Source organism: Marinobacter orientalis (assembly GCF_004792665.1).
Lineage (GTDB): Bacteria > Pseudomonadota > Gammaproteobacteria > Pseudomonadales > Oleiphilaceae > Marinobacter > Marinobacter orientalis.
In genome coordinates this window covers 338969-364801 of record NZ_SRZX01000002.1, presented here as the reverse complement: position 1 = coordinate 364801, position 25833 = coordinate 338969, and the positions used below count along the sequence as shown (strand labels likewise).

At 58.5% G+C, this 25833-nt stretch carries 15 protein-coding genes; 7 read left to right on the top strand and 8 right to left on the bottom strand.

Annotated elements, in window-relative coordinates:
- Positions 1 to 329 precede the first annotated feature (329 nt).
- The 6 genes from DIT72_RS09870 to otsB all read left to right on the top strand — a co-directional run bounded on the left by DIT72_RS09870 (position 330) and on the right by otsB (position 11594).
- Positions 330 to 3110, top strand: coding sequence for a cation-transporting P-type ATPase (locus DIT72_RS09870; protein ID WP_135955067.1), 2781 nt, complete (start codon positions 330 to 332; stop codon positions 3108 to 3110).
- 88 nt (positions 3111 to 3198) lie between these two features.
- Positions 3199 to 4194: a type I glyceraldehyde-3-phosphate dehydrogenase gene (gene gap / locus DIT72_RS09865; protein WP_206081090.1), complete on the top strand. Its 996-nt coding sequence runs from the start codon at positions 3199 to 3201 to the stop codon at positions 4192 to 4194.
- Positions 4195 to 4196: 2 nt separating this feature from the next.
- The gene (gene ppsA, locus DIT72_RS09860) at positions 4197 to 6578 is read left to right on the top strand and encodes a phosphoenolpyruvate synthase (protein WP_135955065.1); all 2382 of its coding nucleotides are present in this window, start codon (positions 4197 to 4199) and stop codon (positions 6576 to 6578) included.
- Complete coding sequence (locus tag DIT72_RS09855; protein ID WP_135955064.1) at positions 6575 to 7585, top strand: hydroxyacid dehydrogenase; 1011 nt, start codon at positions 6575 to 6577, stop codon at positions 7583 to 7585. Before ppsA ends, DIT72_RS09855 begins: the two co-directional genes overlap by 4 nt.
- Before the next feature lie 83 nt (positions 7586 to 7668).
- Complete coding sequence (locus tag DIT72_RS09850; protein WP_135955063.1) at positions 7669 to 10098, top strand: glycoside hydrolase family 65 protein; 2430 nt, start codon at positions 7669 to 7671, stop codon at positions 10096 to 10098.
- A complete protein-coding gene (gene otsB / locus DIT72_RS09845; protein WP_135955062.1) occupies positions 10095 to 11594 on the top strand; it encodes a trehalose-phosphatase in 1500 nt (499 codons plus the stop codon). The genes DIT72_RS09850 and otsB overlap by 4 nt, the downstream gene beginning before the upstream one ends.
- Before the next feature lie 9 nt (positions 11595 to 11603).
- Here the strand turns inward: otsB and DIT72_RS09840 are convergent, their stop codons facing one another.
- The 4 genes from DIT72_RS09840 to DIT72_RS09825 all read right to left on the bottom strand — a co-directional run bounded on the left by DIT72_RS09840 (position 11604) and on the right by DIT72_RS09825 (position 17802).
- On the bottom strand, positions 11604 to 12554 hold the full coding sequence (locus DIT72_RS09840; protein WP_135955061.1) for a 1-phosphofructokinase family hexose kinase: 951 nt from the start codon (positions 12552 to 12554) through the stop codon (positions 11604 to 11606).
- Between the two features lie 64 nt (positions 12555 to 12618).
- A complete protein-coding gene (locus DIT72_RS09835) occupies positions 12619 to 13635 on the bottom strand; it encodes a hypothetical protein (RefSeq protein ID WP_135955060.1) in 1017 nt (338 codons plus the stop codon).
- Positions 13636 to 13876: 241 nt separating this feature from the next.
- Positions 13877 to 16579: a cation-translocating P-type ATPase gene (locus DIT72_RS09830; protein WP_135955059.1), complete on the bottom strand. Its 2703-nt coding sequence runs from the start codon at positions 16577 to 16579 to the stop codon at positions 13877 to 13879.
- A 26-nt stretch (positions 16580 to 16605) separates the two neighbouring features.
- Entirely contained in the window at positions 16606 to 17802 is a 1197-nt protein-coding gene (locus DIT72_RS09825; protein WP_135955058.1) for a 2,3-bisphosphoglycerate-independent phosphoglycerate mutase, read from the bottom strand.
- Positions 17803 to 18086: 284 nt separating this feature from the next.
- Between DIT72_RS09825 and DIT72_RS09820 the strand changes: the two genes are divergently transcribed.
- Positions 18087 to 19136 (top strand): class I fructose-bisphosphate aldolase, encoded by a 1050-nt coding sequence (locus DIT72_RS09820; RefSeq protein ID WP_135955057.1) that lies wholly within the window; start codon positions 18087 to 18089, stop codon positions 19134 to 19136.
- 7 nt (positions 19137 to 19143) lie between these two features.
- On the opposite strand, the gene DIT72_RS09815 is transcribed toward DIT72_RS09820, so the two are convergent.
- The 4 genes from DIT72_RS09815 to DIT72_RS09800 are packed head-to-tail and all read right to left on the bottom strand — an operon-like array spanning position 19144 to position 25775.
- Positions 19144 to 19902, bottom strand: a complete 759-nt coding sequence (locus DIT72_RS09815) for a helix-turn-helix domain-containing protein (RefSeq protein ID WP_135955056.1) — start codon at positions 19900 to 19902, stop codon at positions 19144 to 19146.
- Positions 19903 to 19956: 54 nt separating this feature from the next.
- Positions 19957 to 21996 carry a CocE/NonD family hydrolase gene (locus tag DIT72_RS09810; RefSeq protein WP_135955055.1) on the bottom strand — a complete coding sequence of 680 codons (2040 nt, stop codon included), beginning with the start codon at positions 21994 to 21996 and terminating at the stop codon, positions 19957 to 19959.
- A 1-nt stretch (position 21997) separates the two neighbouring features.
- The gene (locus DIT72_RS09805) at positions 21998 to 23311 is read right to left on the bottom strand and encodes an ATP-grasp domain-containing protein (RefSeq protein ID WP_135955054.1); all 1314 of its coding nucleotides are present in this window, start codon (positions 23309 to 23311) and stop codon (positions 21998 to 22000) included.
- Positions 23312 to 23366: 55 nt separating this feature from the next.
- Positions 23367 to 25775, bottom strand: coding sequence for a glycoside hydrolase family 65 protein (locus DIT72_RS09800; protein WP_135955053.1), 2409 nt, complete (start codon positions 25773 to 25775; stop codon positions 23367 to 23369).
- Positions 25776 to 25833: the final 58 nt, after the last annotated feature.

Sequence of the window (25833 nt, the reverse complement as noted above, 5' to 3'; positions counted from 1 at the left end):
ACTCCATTGCGGGTAACTGTATTCACAAGCTCTCTTTTCAAGTCTAGTCAAGACAGGATTAAAGGGAAATGGATAAGCCGATCTGAAGTCCACTTGATCAAGCGGTTTCTGATCGAGATCAAGATGCAGAGCATTTTGGGTTGCTGACTCACGGGCCCTCCATTGACAGTGCAGGAGCTTTACCTCGATTATGGAAATCTGGAATTGCTTATAATCCGTCGACCTTGGGTGCACCGTCCTCATGATGGAGCCTTTCGCCTTAGGGGGATGCAACGTCCCGGATATGCGGATGACCGAGCTTCATACTCACTGAGGAACTGGTGATCTCTATGAGCGGCGCGCCCCGTAGACAGGACGTCAACAATCACCGCTGGCATGCCGAGTCTGCCGACAAGGCGCTCGAGGTGCTTGACAGCGACAGAGATAGCGGGCTTGGCGGGGACCAGGTTGAACAGCGTCGCAGCGAGTTCGGCAGCAATGAACTCAAAGTTCGCCAGCAACGCAGTGCCCTCCAGCGCCTGCTGAGTCACTTCAACAATCTTTTTATCTATCTTCTGCTGATTGCCTTTGCGGTAACTGCCCTGCTGGGGGAGTGGGTCGACAGCGCGGTGATTTTTGCCGTGGTGCTGATCAATGGCGCCATCGGTTTCATCCAGGAGGGGCGGGCGGAACGCGCCCTTGAGAGTGTGCAGGGGATGCTTTCGCGGGAAGCCACGGTATGGCGGGATGGACGCCGCCAGCAAGTGCCGGCGCAGGAGCTCGTGCCTGGTGACATAGTCCAGATTAACGCCGGAGAGCGCATTCCCGCCGACCTGCGCCTGCTGCGGGTTAAAAATCTTGAGGTCCAGGAGTCGGCACTCACGGGGGAATCCAATGCGGTGGCCAAGCAACGGGATGCCGTCGAGGAGGATGCGGAACTTGGCGACCGCACCAGCATGGCCTACTCCGGTACCCTTGCTACCGCCGGCCAGGGAGCCGGCGTGGTGGTGGCCATCGGCGACGATAGCGAGATCGGCCGGATCAGCGGCATGCTGGCAGAGGTGGAAACCATAAAGACCCCGCTGATGCAGCGCTTTGACGCCTTCACCCGGGTACTGAGCGTGGTGATTCTGGGGCTTGCGCTGATCACGTTTGCGGTGGGTATCCTGGTATGGAGCAAGGACTGGCACAGCATGTTTCTGGTGGCCGTCTCGCTGGCGGTTGCCGCCATTCCCCAGGGTCTGCCGGCGGTGATGACGGTCATCCTCGCCATTGGTGTCGAGCGGATGGCCCGTCGCAACGCCATCATCCGGCGCCTTCCTGCGGTTGAGACCCTCGGCTCGGTGACCACTATCTGCGCCGATAAGACCGGCACACTGACCCGCAACGAAATGACCGTCAAGACCCTGCGTACTGCCAAAGAGGACATCGGTGTCGAGGGAGTGGGCTATGAACCCGAGGGCGGGTTTCAGCGCGATGACGAGTCTATCAGAATCGGGGAACACGGTGCGGCGCTGGAGATGCTGCGTGCCGGCCTGCTGTGCAATGACTCCGAGCTCGAACACAAAGAGGAAGAGTGGCAGGGAGCGGGGGATCCCACCGAAGTGGCGCTGATCGTTGCCGCCTGCAAGGCCGGCCTTGATCACGACGAGGAGCATGGCAACTGGCCGCGGGTGGACAGTATTCCATTTGCCTCCGAGAATCGCTATATGGCGACCCTGAATCACGATCACCAGGGCAACCATGTCATTTACGTCAAGGGCGCACCGGAGAAGCTGCTGGAAATGTGCGGCAGCGAATTGCGCGATGGCGAGGAAACGTCCCTGGACAGGGACGCCTGGGAGGAACGGTTCGAGGAAATAGCGGGCCGCGGCCAGCGCCTGCTGGCCATTGCCCGTAAAGAAGTATCGGAACAGACTGAAATCAATGAAGAGGATCTGGAAGGGGGCCTGGTGCTGCTGGGCCTGTTCGGAATGATTGATCCGCCCCGTGAAGAGGCTATCGACTCTGTTGCCATCTGCCGAGATGCCGGCATCGGGGTAAAGATGATTACCGGGGATCACGCTGCTACCGCTACGGCAGTGGCCCGCAAGCTGGGGCTGGACAACGCCGGAAAGGCGTTGCGCGGGCGGGACATCGAGAAATTTGACGACGAGGAACTCAAAAACAGGGTCATGGAAACCAGCGTGTTCGCGCGCACCAGCCCCGAGCACAAGCTGCGTCTGGTCAAGGCCCTGCAGGCGCAATCGGAGATCATCGCCATGACCGGTGATGGCGTCAACGACGCCCCCGCACTCAAGCGTGCCAATCTGGGTATCGCCATGGGCCAGAAGGGCACGGAAGCAGCCCGTGAGGCCTCCGAGATGGTGCTGGCAGACGACAACTTCGCCTCCATCGAGCGTGCCGTGGAGGAGGGAAGGAAGGTATATGACAACCTGCGCAAGACCATTCTGTTCGTACTTCCCACCAATGCGGCGGAGTCACTGGTACTGCTGGCAGCGGTCCTTTCCGGCATGATGTTGCCGGTGACACCGGTGCAGATTCTCTGGGTCAACATGATCACCGCCGTCACCCTGGGGGTCTCTCTGGCCTGGGAAAAAGCCGAGGTTGGTCTGATGCAGCGCGGACCCCATTCCACCGAGGAAGGGCTTCTCGGTCGCTTCGATCTCTGGCGCATTGCCTATGTGGGTACCGCCCTGCTGCTGGGGGTGGGCTTTCTGTTCGCTCAGGAACAGAGCCGTGGCGAGACCTCTCTGGAGTATGCCCGCACCATGGCTGTCAACGCTCTGGTGCTGGGACAGATTTTCTACCTGCTGAACAGTCGCTTCTTCAGCCGCTCCGCCATTTCCTGGGAGGGCCTCACCGGCAACAGAATGGTACTGTTTGCCATTGCCGGTTGCGTCGGCCTGCAACTTGTCTTTACCTACGCACCCTTCATGAACCAGCTGCTGGAAAGCCGGCCCCTCGATGCGGAGGCATGGTTGCGCAGCGTGGCGGTTGGCCTGGGTATCTTCGTACTGGTGGAAATTGAAAAGTTCGTCCGCCGCAAAAAGTCGGCTCACGGCGCAGCATCGGCCGGGCGGCCGGAACAGCAGCAACAGAGCCACCCGCCAACCGGCTCTGAAAAGTAACGGGTGGACAGTAAGGAGGCAATTCTTGAACTAGGCTTTCAACAAAGTCAGAAAATCTAATCTGGACAGCAACGGAGGCTATATTCCCATGAAAATTGGCATCAACGGATTTGGCCGTATAGGCCGGCAAGTATTTCGCATCGCCTATGAGCAAAAAGGCGTGGAGGTGGTCCATATCAATGATGTTTCGGACCCCGAGACCCTGGCTTATCTCCTGCAGTCGGACAGCACCTATGGCCGCTGGGCTCATCAGGTAAGGGCCGAGGGGGATACGCTGGTTATTGATGACAACACCACCGTTACCGTAAGCGCGGAGAAGGATCCGGCTCAGCTGCCCTGGGGGGAGAAGGGCGCGGAGGTGGTTCTTGAAGCCACCGGACTTTTCCGCAAAAAGGAAGACGCGCACAAACACATCGAAGCGGGTGCCCGCAAGGTACTCATTTCGGCGCCCGGCAAAAGCGAGCTCGACGGTGACTTCATCCTTGGCGTCAATGGAGACCAGTTCGATCGCGACCGACACCATATTATCTCCATCGGCAGCTGCACCACCAATTGTCTGGCGCCGGTGGTAAAGGTGCTGCACGACGAGTTCGGAATCGAGAAAGGATTCATCAATACGGTGCATGCCTATACCTCGTCCCAGAATCTTCTCGACGGACCGCACAAGAAGCCCCGGCGGGGTCGCGCTGCGGCGGAAAATCTCGTACCTACTTCCACCGGCGCGGCGGCGATGATCGGCCAGATCATTCCGGATCTGGACGGAAGGCTCGATGGCATCGCGGTAAGAGCACCGGTCAAAACCGGCTCGCTACTCGATCTGACCTGCATATTGGCAGCAGATGCCGACGCTGAGCGCATCAACGACGCATTTCGTGAACGGGCGAATGGTTCCATGAAGGGTATTCTCGCTGTTGACGATTCGCCCCTTGTCTCCAGCGACATCATCGGCAGGGAAGAGAGCGCCATCGTAACCAGTCAGGATACCCATTTGATTGGCGACCGCTTTGTCAAGCTGCTGGCCTGGTATGACAACGAGTGGGCGTTTTCCCGGCGCTGCGTGGACATGATGCAAAGGATGGCCTGAGTATGACGGAACCACTATACGTTCGCTGGCTCGAGGACCTGGACAATGACGATGTGTCCAGCGTTGGAGGAAAAAACGCCTCCCTGGGGGAGATGATTGGCAACCTTCGGGAACAGGGTGTGCGGGTGCCGGGAGGGTTCGCCACCACGGCAGATGCCTACCGCGCCTTTGTCGCGCACAATGAGCTGGAAGACACGATCCGGGAGCTGACCGAAGCGCTGGCCCGCGAGGAAAAATCGCTCAAACAGGTCGGCAAGGACATCCGCGAGGCGTTCCGGCACGGCGAGTTTCCGGAAGACATTGAAGGAGCCATCCGGGATGCCTACGAGGAGCTCGCTGCCCGCAACGAGAAGAAGGACCTTCCCGTGGCTGTGCGCAGCAGCGCTACGGCGGAGGATCTGCCCGAGGCGAGCTTCGCCGGACAGCAGGAAACCTTTCTCAATATCCGCGGCGGCGACGACCTCATCGACGCCTGCCGCAAATGCTACGCCTCATTGTTTACCGACCGTGCCCTCAATTACCGCGAGCATCGTGGATTCGATCACCTGGAACTCGCACTCTCCGTGGGTGTTCAGAAAATGGTGGGGTCGGACAAAGCCTGCGCCGGAGTGATGTTCTCCCTCGACACTGACACCGGCTTCCCCGATGTGGTGGTCATTAATGCCACCTGGGGACTGGGCGAAACTGTGGTGCAGGGTACGGTGGATCCGGATGAGTACCGGGTTTTCAAACCGGGACTCGAGAACAAGGATCAGGTGCCGATCCTGTCGAAAAAATGCGGCAGCAAGAAGGAAAAAATGATCTATGCATCCCGGGGATCAGCCCCCACCAGAACGGTGAACACCAAAAAGGCTGAGAGGGAAACCCTGGTGCTCGGTGACGATGACATTCTCACCCTTGCCCGCTGGGCCGTGTCCATCGAAAAGCATTACCACAAACCCATGGATATGGAGTGGGCCAAGGATAGTGAATCCGGCGAGCTCTATTGTGTCCAGGCCCGTCCCGAAACCGTCCACTCGCAGAAACAGTCCGGCGCGTTCAAAAGCTATCGGCTGGAGGGAACGGGGGAGGTGCTGAGCCGGGGCGTCGCCATTGGCGAATCCATAGCGGCCGGCCGGGTGAGGGTTCTCGACAGTCCCAAGGAGATCGACCGCTTCGAGGACGGCGACGTGCTGGTCACCGAGCGCACGGATCCCGACTGGGGGCCTGTCATGAAGCGGGCTATGGCCATCATCACCGATCATGGTGGCCGCACCAGCCACGCGGCCATCGTCAGTCGTGAGCTGGGGGTTCCCGCCGTCGTGGGTACGGGCTCGGGGACCAGGGACCTGAAGGATGGCCAGGAAGTCACGGTATCGTGCGCGGAAGGAAGCGAAGGCCGGATTTACGAGGGCATTCTCGAGTACGAGGAAAAGGATATCGATACCGAGGATCTGCCCGAGGCGCCCGTGGAGCTGATGATCAACCTGGCTGCACCGGATGCGGCTTTCCGCTGGTGGCGATTGCCGGTTCGCGGAGTCGGTCTGGCCCGCATGGAGTTCATCATCAATAACGTGATCAAGATTCATCCCCTTGCCCTGGCCCGGTTCGATGAGGTGGAAGACAGGAAGGCGCGAAAGCGCATTGAGGAGCTGACCGCCGGTTACGAGGATAAAACCGGCTATTTTATCGAGCACCTCAGCCGGGGTATCGCCATGATTGCTGCCTCCCAGTATCCGGATCCGGTCATTGTTCGCATGAGCGACTTCAAGACCAACGAGTATGCCAAGCTTATTGGCGGCGACCAGTTCGAGCCGCGGGAGGAAAACCCCATGCTGGGATTCCGCGGAGCTTCGCGGTATTACAGCGATCGCTACAAGGATGGGTTCGCCCTGGAATGCCAGGCGGTAAAAAAGGCCCGGGAGGAGATTGGCCTGGACAATATCGTGGTAATGCTGCCCTTCGTCCGCAACCCCCGGGAGGCGGACCGGGTTATCGAGGTGATGGCTGAACACGGTCTCCGGCGCGGCGAGGACGGCCTGCAGCTGTATATGATGTGCGAGATACCTTCCAACGTATTTCTCGCGGAGCAGTTTGCCGAGCGGTTTGACGGTTTCTCCATCGGCAGTAATGACCTGACCCAGTTGGTGCTGGGAGTCGACCGGGATTCCGAGGAACTGAGTGAACTGTTCGATGAACGGGACGAGGCGGTGAAGACGGCAATCGTGCAAGTGATCGAAAAGGCTCACCAGAGCGGATGCAAAGTGGGCATCTGCGGCCAGGCGCCCAGCGATTACCCGGATTTCGCCCAGTTCCTGGTGGATAGCGGTATCGATTCCATCTCGCTCAATCCTGACAGTGTGCTGGACATACTGGAAATCTGGAGAGAGGACAAATCCCGGTGAATATTGTGTTCTTTGACGTGGAAAAGTGGGAGCGGGACTCTTTCGAGGTATTGCAGCAAGAACACTCCGTGAGTTGCGTTGAAGAACCGCTGGGGCCGGACAATGCCGGCCAGCACGCGGTAGCGGAAGCCATTTCCGTCTTTATTTATTCGAAAGTCGACCGGCAGGCGCTGGATGCCTTGCCAGACCTCAAACTGATCACCTCCAGATCCACCGGCTTCGACCACATTGATATCGAGGAGTGCGAACAGCGGGGGATCACTGTATGCAACTGCCCGGACTACGGCGGGAACACAGTAGCAGAGCATGTTTTTGGTCTTCTGCTGATGATCAGCCACCGGCTGGAAGAAGCGGTGGAGCGGACCCGCAAGGGCGGCTTCTCCCCGCGGGGCCTGCAGGGTTTCGATCTGCGTGGAAAAACGCTGGGTGTTGTGGGCACCGGCGATATCGGCCTGGCAACCATCCGCATTGCCAGGGGGTTTGGCATGGATGTTCTGGCCTTTGATATCAGGCCCGATGAAGAGGCTGCCCGGGACCTCGGCTTTGACTATGTGGATATGGACCAGCTGCTGCAGGTTGCCGATGTCATAAGCCTGCACGTGCCCGCCAGCCCCCAGACCCGCCATCTTATTGACGGGGATGCGTTCGCGAAAATGAAAGACGGGGTAGTCCTCATCAATACGGCCCGGGGGGACGTGGTGGACATCCGGGCCCTGGCAAGAGCACTGGCGGAGCAGAAAGTGGCGGCTGCCGGTCTTGATGTTCTGCCTTACGAGCCGGTGGTGCGGGAAGAGGCGGAACTGCTCCGTTCCGTCTACGAAGAGACCGAGGATCTTTCCTCCCTGCTGGCCAACGAGGTGCTGGTGAGGATGAAAAATGTAGTGGTTACGCCTCACAGCGCGTTCAACACGAGGGAAGCCGTCCAGCGTATTCTCGATACCACGGTGGAAAACATTCACCGGTTCGTGGAGGGCAATCCGGTCAATGTGGTCACAGATACACAGTAGAGGCCCGGCAAACCGCTTCGGGATTCTGCGGACACCGGTAAGCTCTTCCGTTTCAGGCACTGATTTTTAGAGGAGAAAAACCCATGAACGAGAGGTCGCTCAGCGATTGGGAACTGGTTTACCATGAGTGGGACCCGAAGGAGCAACCCACCCGGGAAGCGCTGCTGACTCTCGGTAATGGCCATTTCGCGACACGCGGAGCGGTGGAAGAATCCCCGGCCGGAGGCCCCCACTATCCGGGCACTTATCTTGCCGGGGGCTTTGATCGCGCAGAAAGCGAAATCGGCGGAAAGATCATTGAAAACGAGGATCTGGTTAACTGGCCCAACTGGCTGCCCCTTTCCTTCCGCTGCGAGGGCGGGGAATGGTTCGATCTGGCGGATGTAGAGCTTCTTGATTACGCCCACCGGCTGGATCTTTACCGGGGGGTCCTGCATCGGCGTATTCATTTCAGGGATCGGGCAGACCGTGAATTCGAACTGGAAACCCGGCGCATCGTTCATATGGACGATCCCCATATCGCCGCCATTAGCTGGGTGCTTACCCCCCTGAACTGGTCCGGAGCGGTGGAGATAAGATCGGCCATCGACGGCCGTGTTACCAATAACGGAGTGGCCCGTTACCGGGACCTCAATGGCAGACACCTGGAAGTCGAAGAGACCGGGCATGTGGGGGAGGAAGCGGTTTTTCTTACCGCCAGAACCCTGCAGTCCCGAATTCGGATGGTCCAGGCGGTCCGCACCCGGGTCTGGATGGATGACGAACCCGCTGCTCTCGAGCGGCGCACCCAGTCGGAGCAGAACCGGATCAGCCAGTCTCTGTCGCTTGTGGCAGAAAAAAACAAGCCGGTCAGGGTTGAGAAGGTGCTGTCACTGTACACCTCCCGGGACCTCGCCATCAGCGAACCCGCTTTTGAAGCCTGTGAGGATATCCGTCACGCCGCGGATTTCGAGGTTCTGCTTGAACAGCACCAACAGGCGTGGCAAAGACTGTGGCGCCGGGCTGATCTGGAACTGACGGGCGAAGAGTGTACCTCGGCTCAGCCCGTCCTTCGCCTGCATCTCTTCCACCTGCTGCAGACCGCCTCCATGCATTCGACCAGACGGGACGTAAGCATCCCCGCCCGGGGGCTGCACGGAGAGGGTTATCGTGGACACATCTTCTGGGATGAACTGTTCACCTTCCCGTATTTCAATTTACGGCTTCCCGCTCTCACCCAGGCGCTGTTGCTCTATCGTTATGAACGCCTGCACTGGGCGCGCCGGGCGGCGAAAGAGGCCGGCTACAAGGGAGCCATGTTTCCCTGGCAGAGTGGTAGTGATGGTCGCGAGGAGAGCCAGGTTCTGCACCTGAATCCGGAATCGGGGCGCTGGATTCCCGACAACTCACATACCCAGCGGCACGTGAATGCGGCCATTGCCTACAATGTGTGGCAGTATTTTCAGGCCACCGACGATATGGAGTTTCTCTCGTTTTACGGTGCCGAGATGCTGATCGAGATCGCCCAGTTCTGGGCCAGTATCGCCACCTATAATCCTGACCGCGAGCGCTACGAAATACGGGGAGTGATGGGCCCCGATGAATTTCATACCAGATACCCTGACCGGGAAGAGCTGGGTCTGGACAATAATGCCTACACCAACGTTATGGCCGCCTGGGTCCTGAAGACAACCTGCGCCATGCTCGATATGCTCGGGGAAGACCGGAAGGCGGAACTTCTTCAGCTTCTGGATGTTTCCCCGGAGGACCTGCTGCGCTGGCAGGACATCAGCAAACGGATGTTCGTCCCCTTCCAGCCGTCGGGACTCATCAGCCAGTTCGAGGGCTGGGACAGTCTGGAGGAACTGGACTGGGACCGGCTGCGGGAGAAGCACGGTGATATCCAGCGTCTTGATCGTATTCTGGAAGCGGAAGACCGGGATCTGAACAACTACAAGGCCACCAAGCAGGCCGATGTACTGATGCTGTTTTTTCTTTTTTCCGCCGAGGAGCTCAGTGAAATAATTTCCGGTCTCGGCTATGACTTTGACCCCGCCCGTATTCCCGAAAACGTCCGCTATTATCTTGACCGGACCTCCCATGGCTCCAGCCTTAGCCGGGTTGTCCATGCCTGGGTTCTGGCAAGAACGCATCGCGAGCGCTCCTGGGACCTGTTCCAGGAAGCGCTTGCCAGCGATCTCGACGACATCCAGGGAGGCACCACCAGGGAAGGTATTCACCTGGGGGCGATGGCCGGCACCGTGGATCTGATGCAGCGGTGCTATACCGGTATCGAAATGCGTGACGGGATACTCTGGCTCAATCCCTGCTTGCCCAAGGAACTCAAGGAACTGAGCTTCTGTGTCCACTACCGGTGGCACTGGCTGCACATCCACCTGGACCACGAGACCATGACCGTCAGCTTTGAGAAAGGCTGGTCCTGCGCTGCCCGCGTAGGCTTCGGTGGTGAGGTATACGAGATGTGTGCGGGGGATCAGAAACGTTTCAGCCTCAATGGGGAGAAGTCATCGTGAGTACCAATCGGCGAACACATCCGTTCCGGGCGGTGATTTTTGACATGGACGGCGTGCTGACCCGCACCGCTGACCTGCACATGCAGGCCTGGAAACAGATTTTCGACGACTACCTGAGCAGGCAGAACAACCAGCAGCCCTTTTCCAGAACCGACTATCTTGCCCATGTGGATGGCAAGCCCAGGTATCAGGGCGTTGAGGATTTTCTGCACTCCCGCCAGTTGACGCTGCCTTACGGAAAGCCCTCGGATTCCGCCGATCGCGACACTGTCTGCGGGCTTGGTAACCGTAAGAACGCCCGCTTCCTCGAGCTTCTGGAAAACAAGGGGGTAGAGGTGTTCGACGATGCGGTGGCAGCATTGAAGCGGTGGCGGCGTGGCGGTATGAAACTGGCCATTATCACCGCCAGTCGTAACGGCCAGCGGATTCTCGAGGAAGCCGGACTCCTGGATGCCGTCAACGTAGTTATCGATGGCGCAGTGGCGGCGGAGAAGGATCTGGCGGGGAAACCGGAGATTATGCTGGAGGCTGCCCGCCGGCTTGATGTGGCACCGGCGGACGCGGTTATTGTGGAGGATGCCACTGCCGGTATTCGGGCGGGGCGCGACGGCGAATTCGGGCTGGTGGTGGGCGTGTCGCGGAACGGCAACGAAACCGAGCTCCGGGAAGCCGGGGCCGATCATGTTACCGCCGATGTATACGCGGTGAGCTTCCTCCGGCAAATTCCCAATGCCCTTGATCATATGGAGGATCTGTCAGCATGGCGGGGCAGCCGGCCACTGGCGGTCTTTCTCGACTTTGACGGCACTCTGGCTGAAATCACTGAAGAGCCGGGTAAGGCGCAGATTTCAGCGGAAGCCCGTTCGGCACTGCAACGATTCTCGTGTCCGGTGGCAGTGATCAGCGGCCGGGACAGGGAAGACCTGCAATCTCGCGTTAATGTGGAGGGAATCTATTACGCCGGAAACCATGGCTTCGATATTGCCGGCAACGGTCACCGACATACGCTGCCGGAAGCGGATAATGCGGTAAAAGACGTGGACCACGCGGAAAGGATGGCGAGAGAGCGTGTAGGTGATCTTTCAGGGGTGATTATCGAGCGCAAGCGATATTCGCTGGCTGTTCACTACCGGAAAGTGAAGAGCGACGAGGTGCTGGAGAAAGTGCAGCAAGCCGTTGAGGATATGCGCCAGGAAACGGGCCTGAGGAAGCGAAACGGCAAGAAAGTGCTGGAACTCGAGCCTGCAGTCGACTGGAACAAGGGGCGGGCGCTACGTTGGCTTATCGACATCCTGCCAGTTTCGGGCGAGGAGTCGCCATTTATTGTCTATGCGGGGGACGATGTTACCGACGAAGATGCATTCCTTGCCCTTCGTGAAGACGGCCCGGGCATATACGTGGGCGATGCATTAACCTGTTCTTTGGCCGATTATCATGTCCGCGACCCCGACGAAGTGCTTCATCTGTTACGCAAGCTGGCCGATGCGCTGGAGTGAGAGTTTTTATCAATCTTCATCATAGTTGCGAATCGTCACCTTTTCGAAGATGGATTCAACCTTTTCCAGATCCATGAGCTGATTGCCCGGCGTGCTGACCTTGGCGGCAGCGGCAGCAACGCCGTAGCGGAATGCCTCCGCCACTGTTTTGCCACGGTCAAGTTGATAGACCAGAACGGAAACGAAGCTGTCTCCGGCGCCAACGTGACTGATCACCCGGGTCCGGGGAGGACGGGCGTGAAGCTTCTCGCCGGCGTTGGAAGCGAGCAGGGCGCCTTCGGCATCAAGAGTGACAATCAGGTTGTCGGTAAGCCCCTCGTCTACCATTTGCCCCATGGCTTGCAGCATGCTGGCATGGTCGTCGGAGCCGGAATAGCCAAGGTCGCAGAACTCTTCAAAGTTCAGCTTGGTGAGGTAGATGCCCTTTCCCCTGGAGGGAGACAGGGCCTTGCCGGAGGTGTCCAGTATTACCCGGCTTCCCCTGTCGGCTGCTGAGCGTGCCAGGATGCCGTAAAAATCAGTCGGCACGCCACCCGGCAGGCTGCCGCTGAGTACCAGGTAGTCGGGCACAGGTTTTAGTGCCTCGAACGTGTCGAGGCACCGCCGCCACTCGGATTCCTTCAGTTCGGGGCCGGGCAGGACCAGATGAAAGAGCTTGCCGCTGGCCTGTTCTGTTACCGCAAGGCTTTGACGGGTTTCTGCCTCTATGTCGATGCAATGAAAGGTGAACGCCTCCCGTGCCAGGAGTCGTTTCAGTAACTCACCCTGGAGACCGCCTGCGGTCAGAATCGCCTCAACATCTACGCCGAAGCGGTGCAGGTTGCGGGCGACATTGATGCCACCTCCGCCGGGTTCGTAGGTGGTGTTTTTGCAGCGGGTCTTGCCGTTTTCCGCCAACTCCCTGGCATCGGCGAAAACGTCGACGGATGGATTCATCGTTACGGTCGCTACCTTGCCCATATCTCATTCCTCCGGCTGTCTGGAACAGGAAAGCCTGAACTCTCAACGAAACATTCAGTCCGATTCAGTCACGGACCATGGTTTCGGTAAACCTGTAACGTTGTGCCCCGTGGGAAATAAGATCCTGAACAAGGGCCAGGACAAGCGCTGTCCCTGATTCAACAGCAGAGTGATGCTGGCCGAACTGCTGTCTTAGGGCGTTCTCTGTAGTGTGGCAGATCAGGGGCGGGCGGTGCACAGGCACGCTGGCCATAACCAGACCGTTGCGGGCCTCGTGCAGCTCCGAGAGCGAATCGGCAGAGTCGGAAAACGCTCCCAGGATCATCGCGGTGCGGTGGCGCAGGTCCGTCAGGGAGTCGATCTGCCGGCACTCGAGCAGCATTTCCAGTTGATACATCACCAGCAGCGCGGTTCTGGCGCTGTATTCATGGCGCTGCTCGGCCACTTTCAGCAGGGTAAAGAGCACCTTGTCGATGCTTTTTATAGCGGTATCGGTCCGGCTGCTTTCAGTGCCTTCCAGCCAGGACCATACCTCTTCAAGGGAGAGTGTTTTGAGTGGCGGCCACTGGTGTTCCTGGGAAGCCTTCCTGGCACCGTAAAAAATTCTGGAGTCGTAATTCTGGGCCTCGTACCTGTGGGCACCCTCGCCCGTAAAACGGGTATCCAGAAGCTGGATGGCGCCGGGCCTGAGCAGATTGATCGCCATCACCAGCTGCTGGATGAAAACCGTGGCCACCTGGTAACTCTCTTCCTCGCCGGGCGTATGATCCTCCGCAGACACGGTCACCGAGAGACTGCAGGCAACCGTTTTGTCCGGCTCTTCTATATGGGCCAGGCGGTGCCGCGAGAAGGAATCGGACTGGTCCCTGGCGTTTTCCATCGCTGCAACCAGCTGCTCGGCGTTGAGGCCGACCCTGTACAGACCCGAGGAGCCGTTGAGCCTGTCCTGGGCCGAAAAAGGCAGATCAGCAAAGAACGAGCTGACCTGGCGCCAGAACTCAATGATCTCGGGGGTTTCCTTTTCATTACCCGGTGGAATCGCACTGCCAACCTGTAACTGAATGGTCACTGATGACGTCATAGATAACTTCCTTATAAAAGAGTGGTCCACCAAGAACGAAACGGAGCGTTTAAAGCCTGATTTACTGACACAGATCAAGTCCGGGGGTGACTTCGAACAGGTCCGGCAGAAAATAATCTAACTGTCTGGAAATAATGAGATTTATATTGAACAGATGCCAGAGCCTTGCGCCAATAAACTATCCAAAGACAATAAGGTAACCGCTCGCTGGCTGTCAACCTGGCCTCATTGCTATCGCTTTTTATTCAGATACCCGGCGCCGCTGTATCTCCCGAACTGTTTGTCCCACCAGCAGGGGGATGACGCTCATTGCCAGAATCAGAAGCCAGGGTTGCCAGCCCAGAGGCCGGGTTTGCAGCAGGCCAGAAAGTAGCGGCAGGTATACCGCGGCGGCCAGCAACACGATGCAGAGTGCCAGCGCTCCCCATACCCAGGGATTGCGCGTTATCTCATTGCGCAGAACAGGGGACTTCGGGCTTCGCAGAACGAATGTAAACCAGAGCTTGCCGAAAGCCAGAGTCAGAAAAGAAACCGTTACCGCTTCCAGTTCCGTCAACCCCAGCCAGTGATCTGCCAGCAGCAGAGCGACCAGCACACAGGCTGCCATCAGGGCAGCAAATCCCGTGATCTCCGTCCAGTGGGCCCGGGTCAGCACGGATTCCCGGGGGCTGCGGGGCGGCTCTTTCATTTCACTTCCGCTGGCCGGGCCCACCCCCAGGGCGAGAGCAGGGAAGACATCGGTAAGCACATTGAGATAGAGAATCTGCAGAGGAAGCAGCGGCAGAGGCCATCCCGCGCCGGTGGCTATGGCAACCGCGAGCACTTCGGCCACATTGGTGGTGAGCATGAACATGACGGATTTGCGGATGTTGCCGAAAATGACCCTTCCCTGCCGCACCGCCGCCACGATAGTTTCAAAGGCGTCATCCTTCAGCACCATGTCAGCGACCTGCTTGGCCGCCTCAGTGCCCCGTTTGCCCATGGCAATGCCGATGTCTGCCTTTTTCAGAGCGGGGGCGTCGTTGACGCCGTCACCGGTCATGGCCACGATCTCGCCACGGTTCTGATAAATAGTCACCAGATCAAGCTTCTGCTCAGGACTCACCCTGGCAAATATGTTGGCACGGTAGATCTTCTCCTGCTGGTCCTCGTCGATCTCCTCGGGGGAACCAATGTCGCGCCCCAGCATGCTGACTGTCTCCGGGTCATCCTTGCCCCCGACAATCCCTACGGCCCGGGCGATGGCCGTGGCGGTCTCTGCCTGATCGCCGGTCACCATCTCCACCCGGATACCCGCTGCCTGACAGGCATCTATCGCCTCTTTGACTTTTTCGCGGGGAGGATCAAGCAGGCCCACAAGGCCGAGGAAGCATAGACCTTCATAGGGATCGGAATCCTCGCTTTCCGCCCTTTTCTCGGCCATTGCCAGCAGACGCAAACCTTCGCCTGCCAGTTGATTGGCACGCTCGACCCATTGCTGGCGGGTGTCATCATCCAGAGCCTCAGTGCTGTCTTCGGCTGCCAGGATGTCGCTGCAGACGTCCAGCACAGCCTCGGGAGCGCCTTTCACCGCCACGTAATACCTGCCATCCTCCTGGTGAAAGGTGGCCATCTTCTTGAGCCGGGGTTCGAATTTTTCCACCCGGGCCTCGGGGCGCTCTTCCAGCAAAGATTCCCGCTCCAGTCCCAGGTCCTTGCCTCCCGCCAGAAGCGCGATTTCAGTGGGGTCGCCGCGAGGATTGTCCTCTCCCTGTTCCTGCTTGAGGGAAGCGCCATTGCAGAGCAGGCCCACCTCCAGTACACGGCGAACGCCCTCCTTGTCCGCCAGTGCCTCGCCAGACCCGTTTTCCTCCAGTACCAGATCACCGGTGGGGGTGACGATTTTTTGCAGCCGCATCCGGTTTTCCGTCAGGGTGCCGGTCTTGTCGGAAAAGATCACCCGGGTTGCCCCCAGCGTCTCCACCGCAGTGAGCTGGTTCACCAGAGCGTTGCGGGCGGCCATCAGGTACATGCCGCGGGCGAGGGCGATCGTGGCGACGATAGGAAGGCCTTCAGGAATGGCAGCCACACCGAGGGCCAGCGCTGTCTCGATCACCAGCGCAGCCTCTTGCTCCCGCACCAGGAAACCCACCGCGGCGACCGCAAAGGCAATGAAAATGGTCAATACGGCGAGGCGGCGCCCGAGCTGATCCAGCCGCCGCTGCAATGGCGTGACCGTTCCTTCGGCCGATTCGGCAAGTGCCGAGACCCGCCCCAGCTCCGTTTCCGAACCGGTTTCCGCTGCAACGCCGACCGCGGTACCGTCCGCGATGCTGGTGCCCTTGTAGAGCATGTTGTTGCGATCGGCGAGGTCAGTATCCGCGGCCAGGGTATCGGTCAGTTTGCTCACCGCAACTGACTCACCGGTAAGCGGTGCTTCGTTGACCCTCAGGTGTTCCGCTTCCAGCAACCGCAGATCGGCGGGGACCAGGTCGCCGGCCTCCAGTAATACAATATCGCCAGGCACGATTTCCGATGCGGCAATCTCCCGCTCACTGCCTTCCCGGCGCACCCGGGTCATGTGTTCTCCCAACCGGCGCAGGGCGGCCATGGATCGTACCGCCTTCCATTCGCTGAAAAAGCCGATAGCGGTATTGACCAGCAGCACCGCCAGGACCGCAAACCCCTCCGGCAGGCGGCCGGTGGCAAATGCCAGAACGGCGGCGCCGCCCAGCAGGTAGATAACAATGCTTTGGAACTGTCCCAGAAGAATCCGCCACCAGGGCTGGCTTTGGGCCACCCGTAGCTGGTTCGGGCCGTAGCGCTTCAACCGCTCCTGGGCCTCGTCATCCGTCAATCCATTTTCCTTCCGGACGTCGAATTGCGCCAGAGTGTCTTCGATGTCGATGGCGTGCCAGGTGTTTTTTTCGGGAGAGTCCTTTCTCTTGCCGCTTTTCGAATCCACTGGATACTTCCTCTAAAGCCCGGCCCTCAGGCTCCGTATTTTTTCAGTCGGCCGGCATGGGCCAGCGCCAGGGTAATAAGATGTTTTGCCGGCAGGTGGCCAAGTCCGCCGCCGGCACAGGCGGTTTCGCCGAAGACCTCGACGCTGTCCACCCGGCAGGTGTTCGCGCGGATCAGAACCGGTACCGGATGCCAGCTGTGGCCGGCCATGGCGCTGGGAGTGCTGTGATCTCCCGTTACCACAATGACATCCGGTTGCAGTTCCATCATCCGGGGAATTGCGCGGTCCAGTTCTTCGATGGCGGCCACCTTGCCGTCGAAGTCGCCATCCTCGCCGCGGCTGTCGGTATCCTTGAAATGCAGAAACAGAAAATCGTGTTCCGGCCATGCAGCCTGCAGTGCGTCGATTTCGGTGTCGAGATCGGGACCACAATCGGCGACCTTCATGCCCAGCAGCCGGGCGATGCCCCGGTACATGGGATACCCCGCCAGGGCGCAGCCATTGAGCCCATAGTTGTCCCGCAGCGATGCAAGGTCGGGCAACTGCGCGAAACCCCGCAATAGCACCATGTTGGCCTGCTGCTCCTCAGCGAGTATGTCCCTCGCCTGTGTTACGAACGCGTTCACGGCATGGGCAGTCTTTTGTGACTTCTCTTCCCGGGCACGGGGTTCCCGGGGCGGGGTTCCGGTCCGGTGGGGATCCGTATCGTCCACCCCGGCGCCCATCACTTCTTTTTTACTCCGCAAAACCAGTAAAAAGCGGTGTTCCTTGACCGGTTCGACATAAACCTCCACGTCATCGAGACGAATCTCTCTGAGCATCTTCACCAGCCGGGTACATTCCCGGGAATCGATCCTGCCGGCCCGCCGATCGATCACCTCGCCGTTGTTGTCCACGGTGCAGAAATTGCCGCGGGCCGCAACGTCACCAGGCTCCAGGTCAAAGTCGATGCCGAGCGCTGTAAGAACCCCTCGTCCGATGTTATGTTCCACCGGATCGTAGCCAAAAAGGGCCAGGTGACCGGGGCCGCTGCCAGGTGTGATGCCCGGCGCTACAGGGTAAGTCAAGCCTGTGGTACCCTGACTCGCTAACCGGTCCAGATTGGGTGTCCGGGCTGCTTCCAGTTCCGTGCCGCGGCCTTCACTGTCAATCCCGCCGAGCCCGTCGGCAATGACGAAGAGAATTTTTGCCTCGCTGTCGGCGAGGAGGGGTACGAGATCCATTGGTAAGCCCTCCTTTCAGGGTATTCGCATTCGACGCCGGCGAAGCGGCGCAGAAGCGACCTGTGGGTTGGTAAACTTCTGTCCATGTCTATTTAAAGCTAGCCACTGTTCAAGAGAACGCAACCGCCTTGCCAATAAAATGGCGATTTGTGGCGAGGGGATCAGCCCGGGAGAAGGCCGCGGACAGGATCCACGCTGGAAGAGGCCACTAACAGGGTCTATTCTTCTAGGATTTCCGGTGCGTCCCGAAAGCATCGCACGCTTACCATAGTCGAGGTGAACTAATGAATGACATTGAACGGATTCTCGGTAGCGAAAGCGAGTCACTGCTCACATACGAGTGTGGTGGAATCAGCCGCGATCATCTGCATTTGCCGGGGCCCGATTACGTGTCCCGGGTGCTGGCCGACAGCGACCGCTCCAATACCGTGTTGCGCAATCTGCAGACAATCCTGGGCCACGGCCGGCTGGGAAATACCGGCTACGTATCGATTCTGCCGGTCGATCAGGGCGTGGAACATTCTGCTGGTGCATCGTTCGCACCGAACCCGCTGTACTTTGATCCCGGCAATCTTGTGGAACTGGCGATTGAAGGCGGCTGCAATGCCATTGCGTCGACGTACGGTGTGCTGGCGTCGGTCAGTCGCCGCTATGCCCACAGGATTCCATTCCTGGTAAAGCTCAATCACAACGAACTGCTGACCTATCCCAACGAACACGATCAGACGCTGTTTGCCAGTGTCGAACAGGCTTTCGATCTCGGGGCCGTTGCGGTGGGTGCGACGATCTACTTCGGCTCGCCGGAGTCGCGCCGGCAGATCGAAGAAGTATCACAAGCGTTTGAGCGTGCCCATCAGTTGGGCATGGTCACCGTGCTATGGGCGTACCTTCGCAATCCTGCATTCAAGCAGGATGATGCCGATTACCACACGGCGGCCGACCTGACCGGACAGGCCAACCATCTGGCCGTGACCATTGGCGCTGATATCGTCAAGCAAAAGCAGGCGACGATAAACGGCGGATTTAAAGCGCTCGATTTCGGAAAGACCCACGAGCGTGTGTACTCGGAGCTGGCCCCCGATCACCCGATTGAGCTTGCCCGCTACCAGGTCGCAAACTGCTACATGGGTCGCATCGGGCTGATCAATTCGGGTGGCTCATCCGGTAGTGACGATCTGCATCAGGCCGTGCGCACAGCCGTGATCAACAAACGGGCAGGCGGTATGGGACTGATTTCGGGGCGCAAGGCTTTCCAGAAGCCCATGGCTGAAGGCGTAAAGCTACTGCACGCGATTCAGGACGTCTATCTCTCCGAGGCCGTGACCGTGGCCTGAGCGCACTTCACTCAGCCGGGGGGAATTTGGCTGCACCGGAGGAGAACAGATTGCCCTCCCTGTCGGTCATGATTCTGTTCAATGCGGCCGGATCAAGTATTTCCACGTGTTTCCCGTGAACCTCTATGATGCCGTTTTTCTGAAAGATGCCCAGAATCCTGCTTACAGTTTCCAGCGCCATGCCGAGATAATTGCCTATATCCGCCCGGGTCATCGGCAGGCGCACTCTGGTAGCCGGCAACGTACTGGGTCCGTTGTGCTTCGAGAGATTGATCAGCAAATGGGCAATCCGTTTATCAGCGCTCATCCTGCTGGTGACGAACCTTAAATCGCTGATGAACTTTTGTCCCATCAACCGCAGCAGACTTCTCAGTATGCAGGGGTCTTCTGCGATTAAACTTTCCAGCGTTTCAAAACGGATTTTGCAGAGCAGACCGGATTCCAGCGCGACTGCGGAGTAACTGTGGCGGGCGTCGTTGAGTCCGTCGAGGCCAAAGATGTCCCCGGGCAGACACAGATCGACGATCAGTTCTTCTCCGGTGCTGGTGCCCAAAGAGCATTTGACAGAGCCTGATTTGACCATATAGAAGTATTCGAAGGTCGAACCGTAACCATAGATCTGCTCCCCCTGAACCATCTGAATATTGGTTGTAAGGGCGGATTCAAGAATCTGATCGGCACCTCCCTGGGCGACGCCCGGTACCCTGTAGAAGAGGCACTGTTTTCTCAGGTAGCACGTGGAACAGGGTGAAGCTGAAACACTCATTTTGCACGCTCTGGTGGCTATGGCTGCCTTTCTGGCCGCCGCTACATGATTTTGTCAGACAAAGTTGCGTGGAAGAGCCAGATCCCAGTTGCGGGAGAAAATCCGTTTATCGCCTTCCCAGGCGTCGAGTTCCGCCTGGATGTAGAAGGTCTCTGCATCGGCCCTGAGGATGGTGTGCGTCCTGGTATGGACTGACCAGTTTCCGCGGCGAAAGGATCGCTCGGTTCTGTTTTCTCCCTGGGGCGAACTGAAATCGTCGTCACGAAAGGTGTACCAGTCCCAGGTGCGACTGGTGACCTCAAGGTCGATCTCCTCGATGCGAAAGCATCCGTTGTCCTTGATGACCTCGAGGGTGGACAGATCTTCCGCCAGATCCCGATGGACCAGCCAGTTGTGATGGGGCGGTTCGATAAGAGTTACCGCAATCGGCGCCGCCCCTGCCGGGTCCTCGAAGACAATTTGCGCATCGGTGTCCTGTGGTGGTCGTGACGGTAATTTCAGTGAAGCCCCTTGCGTCCGCAGTGTCAGGTTCACCGGTCTGGGCGGTGGCCAGGCAAGGGCCCAATAAGATGTGGAGATGCTGATACGTAGCCGGTGACCTGCAGGAAAGACCTGGGCGATGTGATTTAGCGGGACGTTGGTTTCAAAGAATTCGCCCGGGATCAATAACTCCGGCCGATCGTCACCCTTTCGGTGGTTGAGGTTGAGTAAGCCATAGGTGACCCGGGTTGCCTTGCCGTCTGGCGCCACATCGGACAGGCGGACTGCGACCATTGCCACGGGTTGATTGCTGGCAAGTGTCAGGGTCACGGTCGGCGCTCCCAGGATTTCCAGGTCCTCGGCCAGAGGGCCGCTTTCATAAACAAGTGCGCCGCCATCCTCCTCACGCTGATCGTGGGGTAGATCGGGAGCAGCGGAATAGGAAGCCCATTTCCCGGCAAAGAGCCCGACATTCAGGGGCGACTGTATACTCGCCTCTGATGCCGTCTCCATGTTGTCCGGCTGCCCGGCCGGCTCCCTGAGCTCTGCCCCGGGACCGAAGCGAAAGACCTTCTCGGTAATCCGCGGCGAGGGCCACTGCGACTCACCCACCCAACGTCCGGGTCGATGATGATAATAAGTGGTAGGAGGAATGCTGTCCTGCATCCAGGCACGTAGCATGGGTTCCTCCATGATTCCGGTCTGTTTTTCCTTCAACCAGTGGTCCCACCAGCGGAGTGCTTCCTGGAGAAAGCCGATGGCCGGGCCGGGAATGCCCTGATGGGGGTACTTGTGGCCCCAGGGGCCGATCAGCCCCTGACGCGGCACCTTGAGATGCTCCAGGAGCCGGAAAATGGCATTTGTATAACCATCAGCCCAGCCTCCCACTGCCATAACGGGGCACTGAATGGCGCTGTAGTCTTCGCAAACCGAACCTTCGCGCCAATAATCGTCGCGCCACTGGTGGCGCAGCCAGGTTTCCAGCCAAGGGCCGCTTCCGTTTAACCGCTCCAGCCACATTTCCCGCCAGCGCTCGCCAACCAGTTCGGGATCAGGCGGACAACTGGTGTGGGAGAACATGGTGGTCGATTCGGAGAGGTTGTCAGTCAGCAGGCAGCCCCCCATGTAGTGCATGTTGTCGGCATAGAGGTCATCGGTGGAGCACGCACTGATAATCGCCTTCAGCGCAGACGGGCGCCGCGCGGCGATCTGAAGCGCGTTGAAGCCGCCCCACGAGATTCCCATCATGCCAACATTACCGTCGCACCACTGCTGCTGTGCAAGCCAGTTTATGGCCTGGACACCGTCGTTGAGTTCCTGCTCCCGGTACTGGTCCGCCAACACGCCGTCGGATTCGCCGCTACCACGTAAATCGACACGAACGCAGGCGTATCCCCTGGCCGCCAGCCACGGATGGTTAATGCTATCCCTGGTCCGGGTCAGATCCCGCTTGCGGTAAGGTATGTACTCAAGAATAGCGGGGACCGGATGTGCATGCGCATCTTTGGGGCGCCAGATGCGCGCAGCCAGGCGGCCACCATCGGCAAGGGGAATCCATTCATTTTCGACGACCTCAAGGTTGTCCAGCCCTGCGCTTTCACCATTTGCGTCCATTTTATGATTTCTCCTCATCCGGCAGTGGCGAGAACTCAAACGGCAGCCAGGTAATGGCCTCCCGGTAACGCTCCAGCATGTCATGCTGGGTTGAGCCGGCAACATTCACCTCTGCCAGCACATAGCTGTAGGGATCCTGGTCCGGAATGTCTGACAGTCGCATTCCTTTCTTTGCCATGAGCACAACCCTGGTGTCGGGCTGCGCCTCGGCGAGACGCGAGAGCTGGTCATCATCCGGTGCCTGGGTCACGACTGCGTCCTGCTGTGTGTAATGCCTCAGCAGAAATTTTGCGGCATGGTTCCGGGGTCCGGTGCGATGCTCAAAGCGCGGGCTATCTCCCAGGGCCACGTGCACTGCTATCTCGTGGTTGGACATGCCATCCACCATCTCGAACTGGTAGGAATGAGACTGGGAGATGCGGGGGTTAATCTCGACAATCCACAAGTCGTCGCTGGCTTCGTCCCAGAAAAATTCCATGTTGAAACAGCCGTTGTCGAAACCGATCTGGCGGAATACCTTTTCGGCCAGCTCAATAGCGCGATCCTGGATCCGGTGGGGCGCCTGAGAGGGGTATTCATAGCGCAGGAAGCTCTTGTGGTTTTTGTCCCGAACCATGTCTATTACGCCGTGCACGTGAAATTTTCCGTGCTGGACATAGCCCTCGGGGGCAAACTCCCTGCCATGAACGAGGTTTTCAGCAATGAGGTAATTGCCGTCAACCTTGCCCAGTTCGGATGGCAGATCCGCTTTTCCCAGAATCGTGTTGAAGGGATCGCCGAGGCGCCGGATTTTCTGTTTGATGACCTCCAGAGCGTGGTTGAGGTCCTGCGTATTGTTGATGCGAAACCCCAGGGTAGAGCCGTATCCCTTGATCGGTTTTATCCAGAAGGGATAATCCAGCGTGATTTTGCCCACTGCATTTTCATCGAAAGGGTCGACGACACAGAAGCCCGGCGTAGCTTCAGGCGCCGCCTGCTGTTGTTCGAGACGGCTCCAGTACTTGTGTGAACACTTGAGCACGGCTTCCAGGGAGGGCGCCAGCAAACCGAACTCAGCGCATAAAATTGCCGCCATGGGTGTGGCCGGAAAATCCCAGTGGCAGATAATGGCATCCACCGTTCCGTCGAACCTGCGCAAGACGTTGCGAGCTTTTTCAAGCTTGTCCTCAATGGGGAAATTTTTCCGGTGTATTATCTCGTCGGTACGCAAAAGCGGGTGGAAGCAGAAGGCATCGGCATCGGGTATCTTCACGATATCCTGAGCGTGGCGTTTGTCATACCCAAGAACAAATACATTTTTTTGACGTTGTGTCATGTCTTCCGCACCTTGTGAGAGTCTCTATCCGTACCTGCTGACTGATAGCGTGTTTTCATAGCGGGAAATCCCGGATCTGCCCCGGCTCAAGTTCATGGATCTCGTCCTTCAGGGCTATCCGGATTGGGTGCTGGGCCGAAGGTTCTATGGCGATCCGGAGCGAGACCGGCGTGAGGTGGAAATTCAGCATGTGGCCGCGGTAGTGGATGTTGAATGTCAGGGAGCGTAGTTCCGGCGGCAGTGCCGGGTTGAGCCGCAGCATGTTTTCCCGCGTTTCGATGCCCGTAAAGCAGCGCTGGATCAGATCCACTGTGCCTGCCATGGCTCCGGTGTGGATGCCTTCCAGTGTGGTGCCCCCCTGGATGTCCTCGACGTCGCTGCGCAGAGCCTGGCAGAACAGCGGCCAGGCACCGGGGCGATCGAAGCGAGCGAGCACCCAGGAGTGGACCACCTGGCTCAGGGTGGAACCATGTGAGGTCCGCGCCATGTAATAGTCGATGTTGCGGGGGATGGTGTCGCGGTCGAAGGTGTAGCCGAGCCTGGCGAAGAGTTCGCCGAGTTCTTCCGCAGTAAAAAGATAAAAGAGCATCAGCACATCCGCCTGTTTCGACGCCTTGTACCGGTTGGGCGTGTCGCCTTCGCTCTCAAGGATCCGGTCGAGCCGGTGGATATCGCCGTATCTGGCCCGGTAACCGTCCCAGTCAAACTCCTGAAGTTTCTCGTAGCCTTCAAACTGGCTGATGATTCCGTGTTCGTGAAAATGAATATGCATCCTGCGGCTGATGTCGTCCCAGCGGTCGAAATCCTCACTGGTCAGTTGCAGCCTGTCGCAGACTTCCATGAAACCGGGCCCCGGCATGACGGTGCGCAGCTCGAGAGCCCGCAGTAGCACCCATACCGCCATAATGTTGGTATAGGCGTTATTGTCGATTCCGGGCTTATTGGAATCGGGGTAGGCATCGTGATATTCGTCAGGCCCCATAATTCCGAGAATTTCGTAGCGGCCCCGATCCTCGTTGTAGGTGGTGATGCTGGACCAGAAGCGGGCTATTTCCAATAGCATTTCAGCACCGCAGGACGACAGAAACTGGCAGTCGCCGGTTACTTCGAAGTAGTGCCACACGTTGAAAGCCACGGCTGAGCTGATATGACGCTGGAGGCTGGAATTGTCAGGGATCCAGTTGCCGGACTGGGGATTGAGATGAAGCGTCTGGCTCTCTTCCCGGCCGTTGCTGCCGCTCTGCCAGGGGAACATGGCGCCCTCGTAGCCCTCGGCCCGTGCCCCCCGCCGTGCGGCGTCAAGCCGACGGTAATGGTACTGGAGCAGCGAGCGGGTGATTTCCGGTATGCGCAGGTTGAAAAAGGGGAAAACGAAGAGCTCGTCCCAGAAAATATGACCGCGGTAGGCTTCGCCATGAAGACCCCGGGCGGGGACACTGACGTCGAGGTCGAGAATATGGGGAGACGTGGTCTGGAGAAGGTGCATGATGTGAAGACGCAGAATCCGCTTGGTCTTGCTGTCCCCATCGTCGGTGCTTGTTGCCAGATCCAGCGAGAACTGGCGCCATAACTGTTTCCAGCGGAGTCTGTGCCGTTCGGCGAGAATATCGAATCCCGGCGCTTCCTCTATCGCCTGACGGGCATCGTTCATGGCCTCGCTGATGGCCCGGTCCCGGGAAGTGTAGACAGCTACTTTCTTGACCATCTCCAGGGGCTTGTCGGGCTCGATAGCGAGGCTTCTGAAGTGATGGGCAATGTAATCGTCTTCCCATGCCGTTTCTCCCTGGCAGGGGTGAATCTCACCCTCCCGGGAGAAACGGGTAACTGCGGCCTGGGCAATTCTGATATGTGATTGACTGGTCTCCATCTCCAGCAACAGGATATTCCCGGGCGCAGTTTGCGCTACTATAGGACAGAGATGGCGATTGTTCAGCGCCCGGTACCGGGCCACGCCACTATTGCTGACCCGGCCATCGAGCGCGCTGCAGACGTCCACTGTTCCGGTCCAGTTCTCCGCCTGCAGAACCGTTTTCATGGCTGCGAGGTGATGCTGCTCCATGGAAACCAGTCTTTCCTGGTGCAGTGTTGTTCTCCGTCCCTGGCCATCATTGAAGCGGACAGTTCGCCGCAATATGCCCTGATGGATATCCAGTTGCTGATGGAAATCCAGTATTTCGACCCTGTCGAGGTCGAACCAGTCACCGTTTTCGATTCGAAAGGTGAAAGGCAGCCAGTTGGGGATATTCACCATGCACTCATTTTCGACGGTCTCTCCCGCCATATGAGTTGTCAGCCGGTTGAAACAGCCGGCAATATAGGTGCCGGGATAATGGACATTATCGGCCGTGGCCTCCGCCGCCGCACCGCGTGTGGCGAAGTAACCGTTGCCCAGGGTGCACAGGGCTTCGCGGAGAGGCTCTTTCCCTGCCTCGAAACCCGTGTATTCGAGGGACCATTCCGTCATCGGCGGACCTCCCGATTTTCCTGTGAGTGTATAAATAAAAGGTAGCTTGAATACCGGG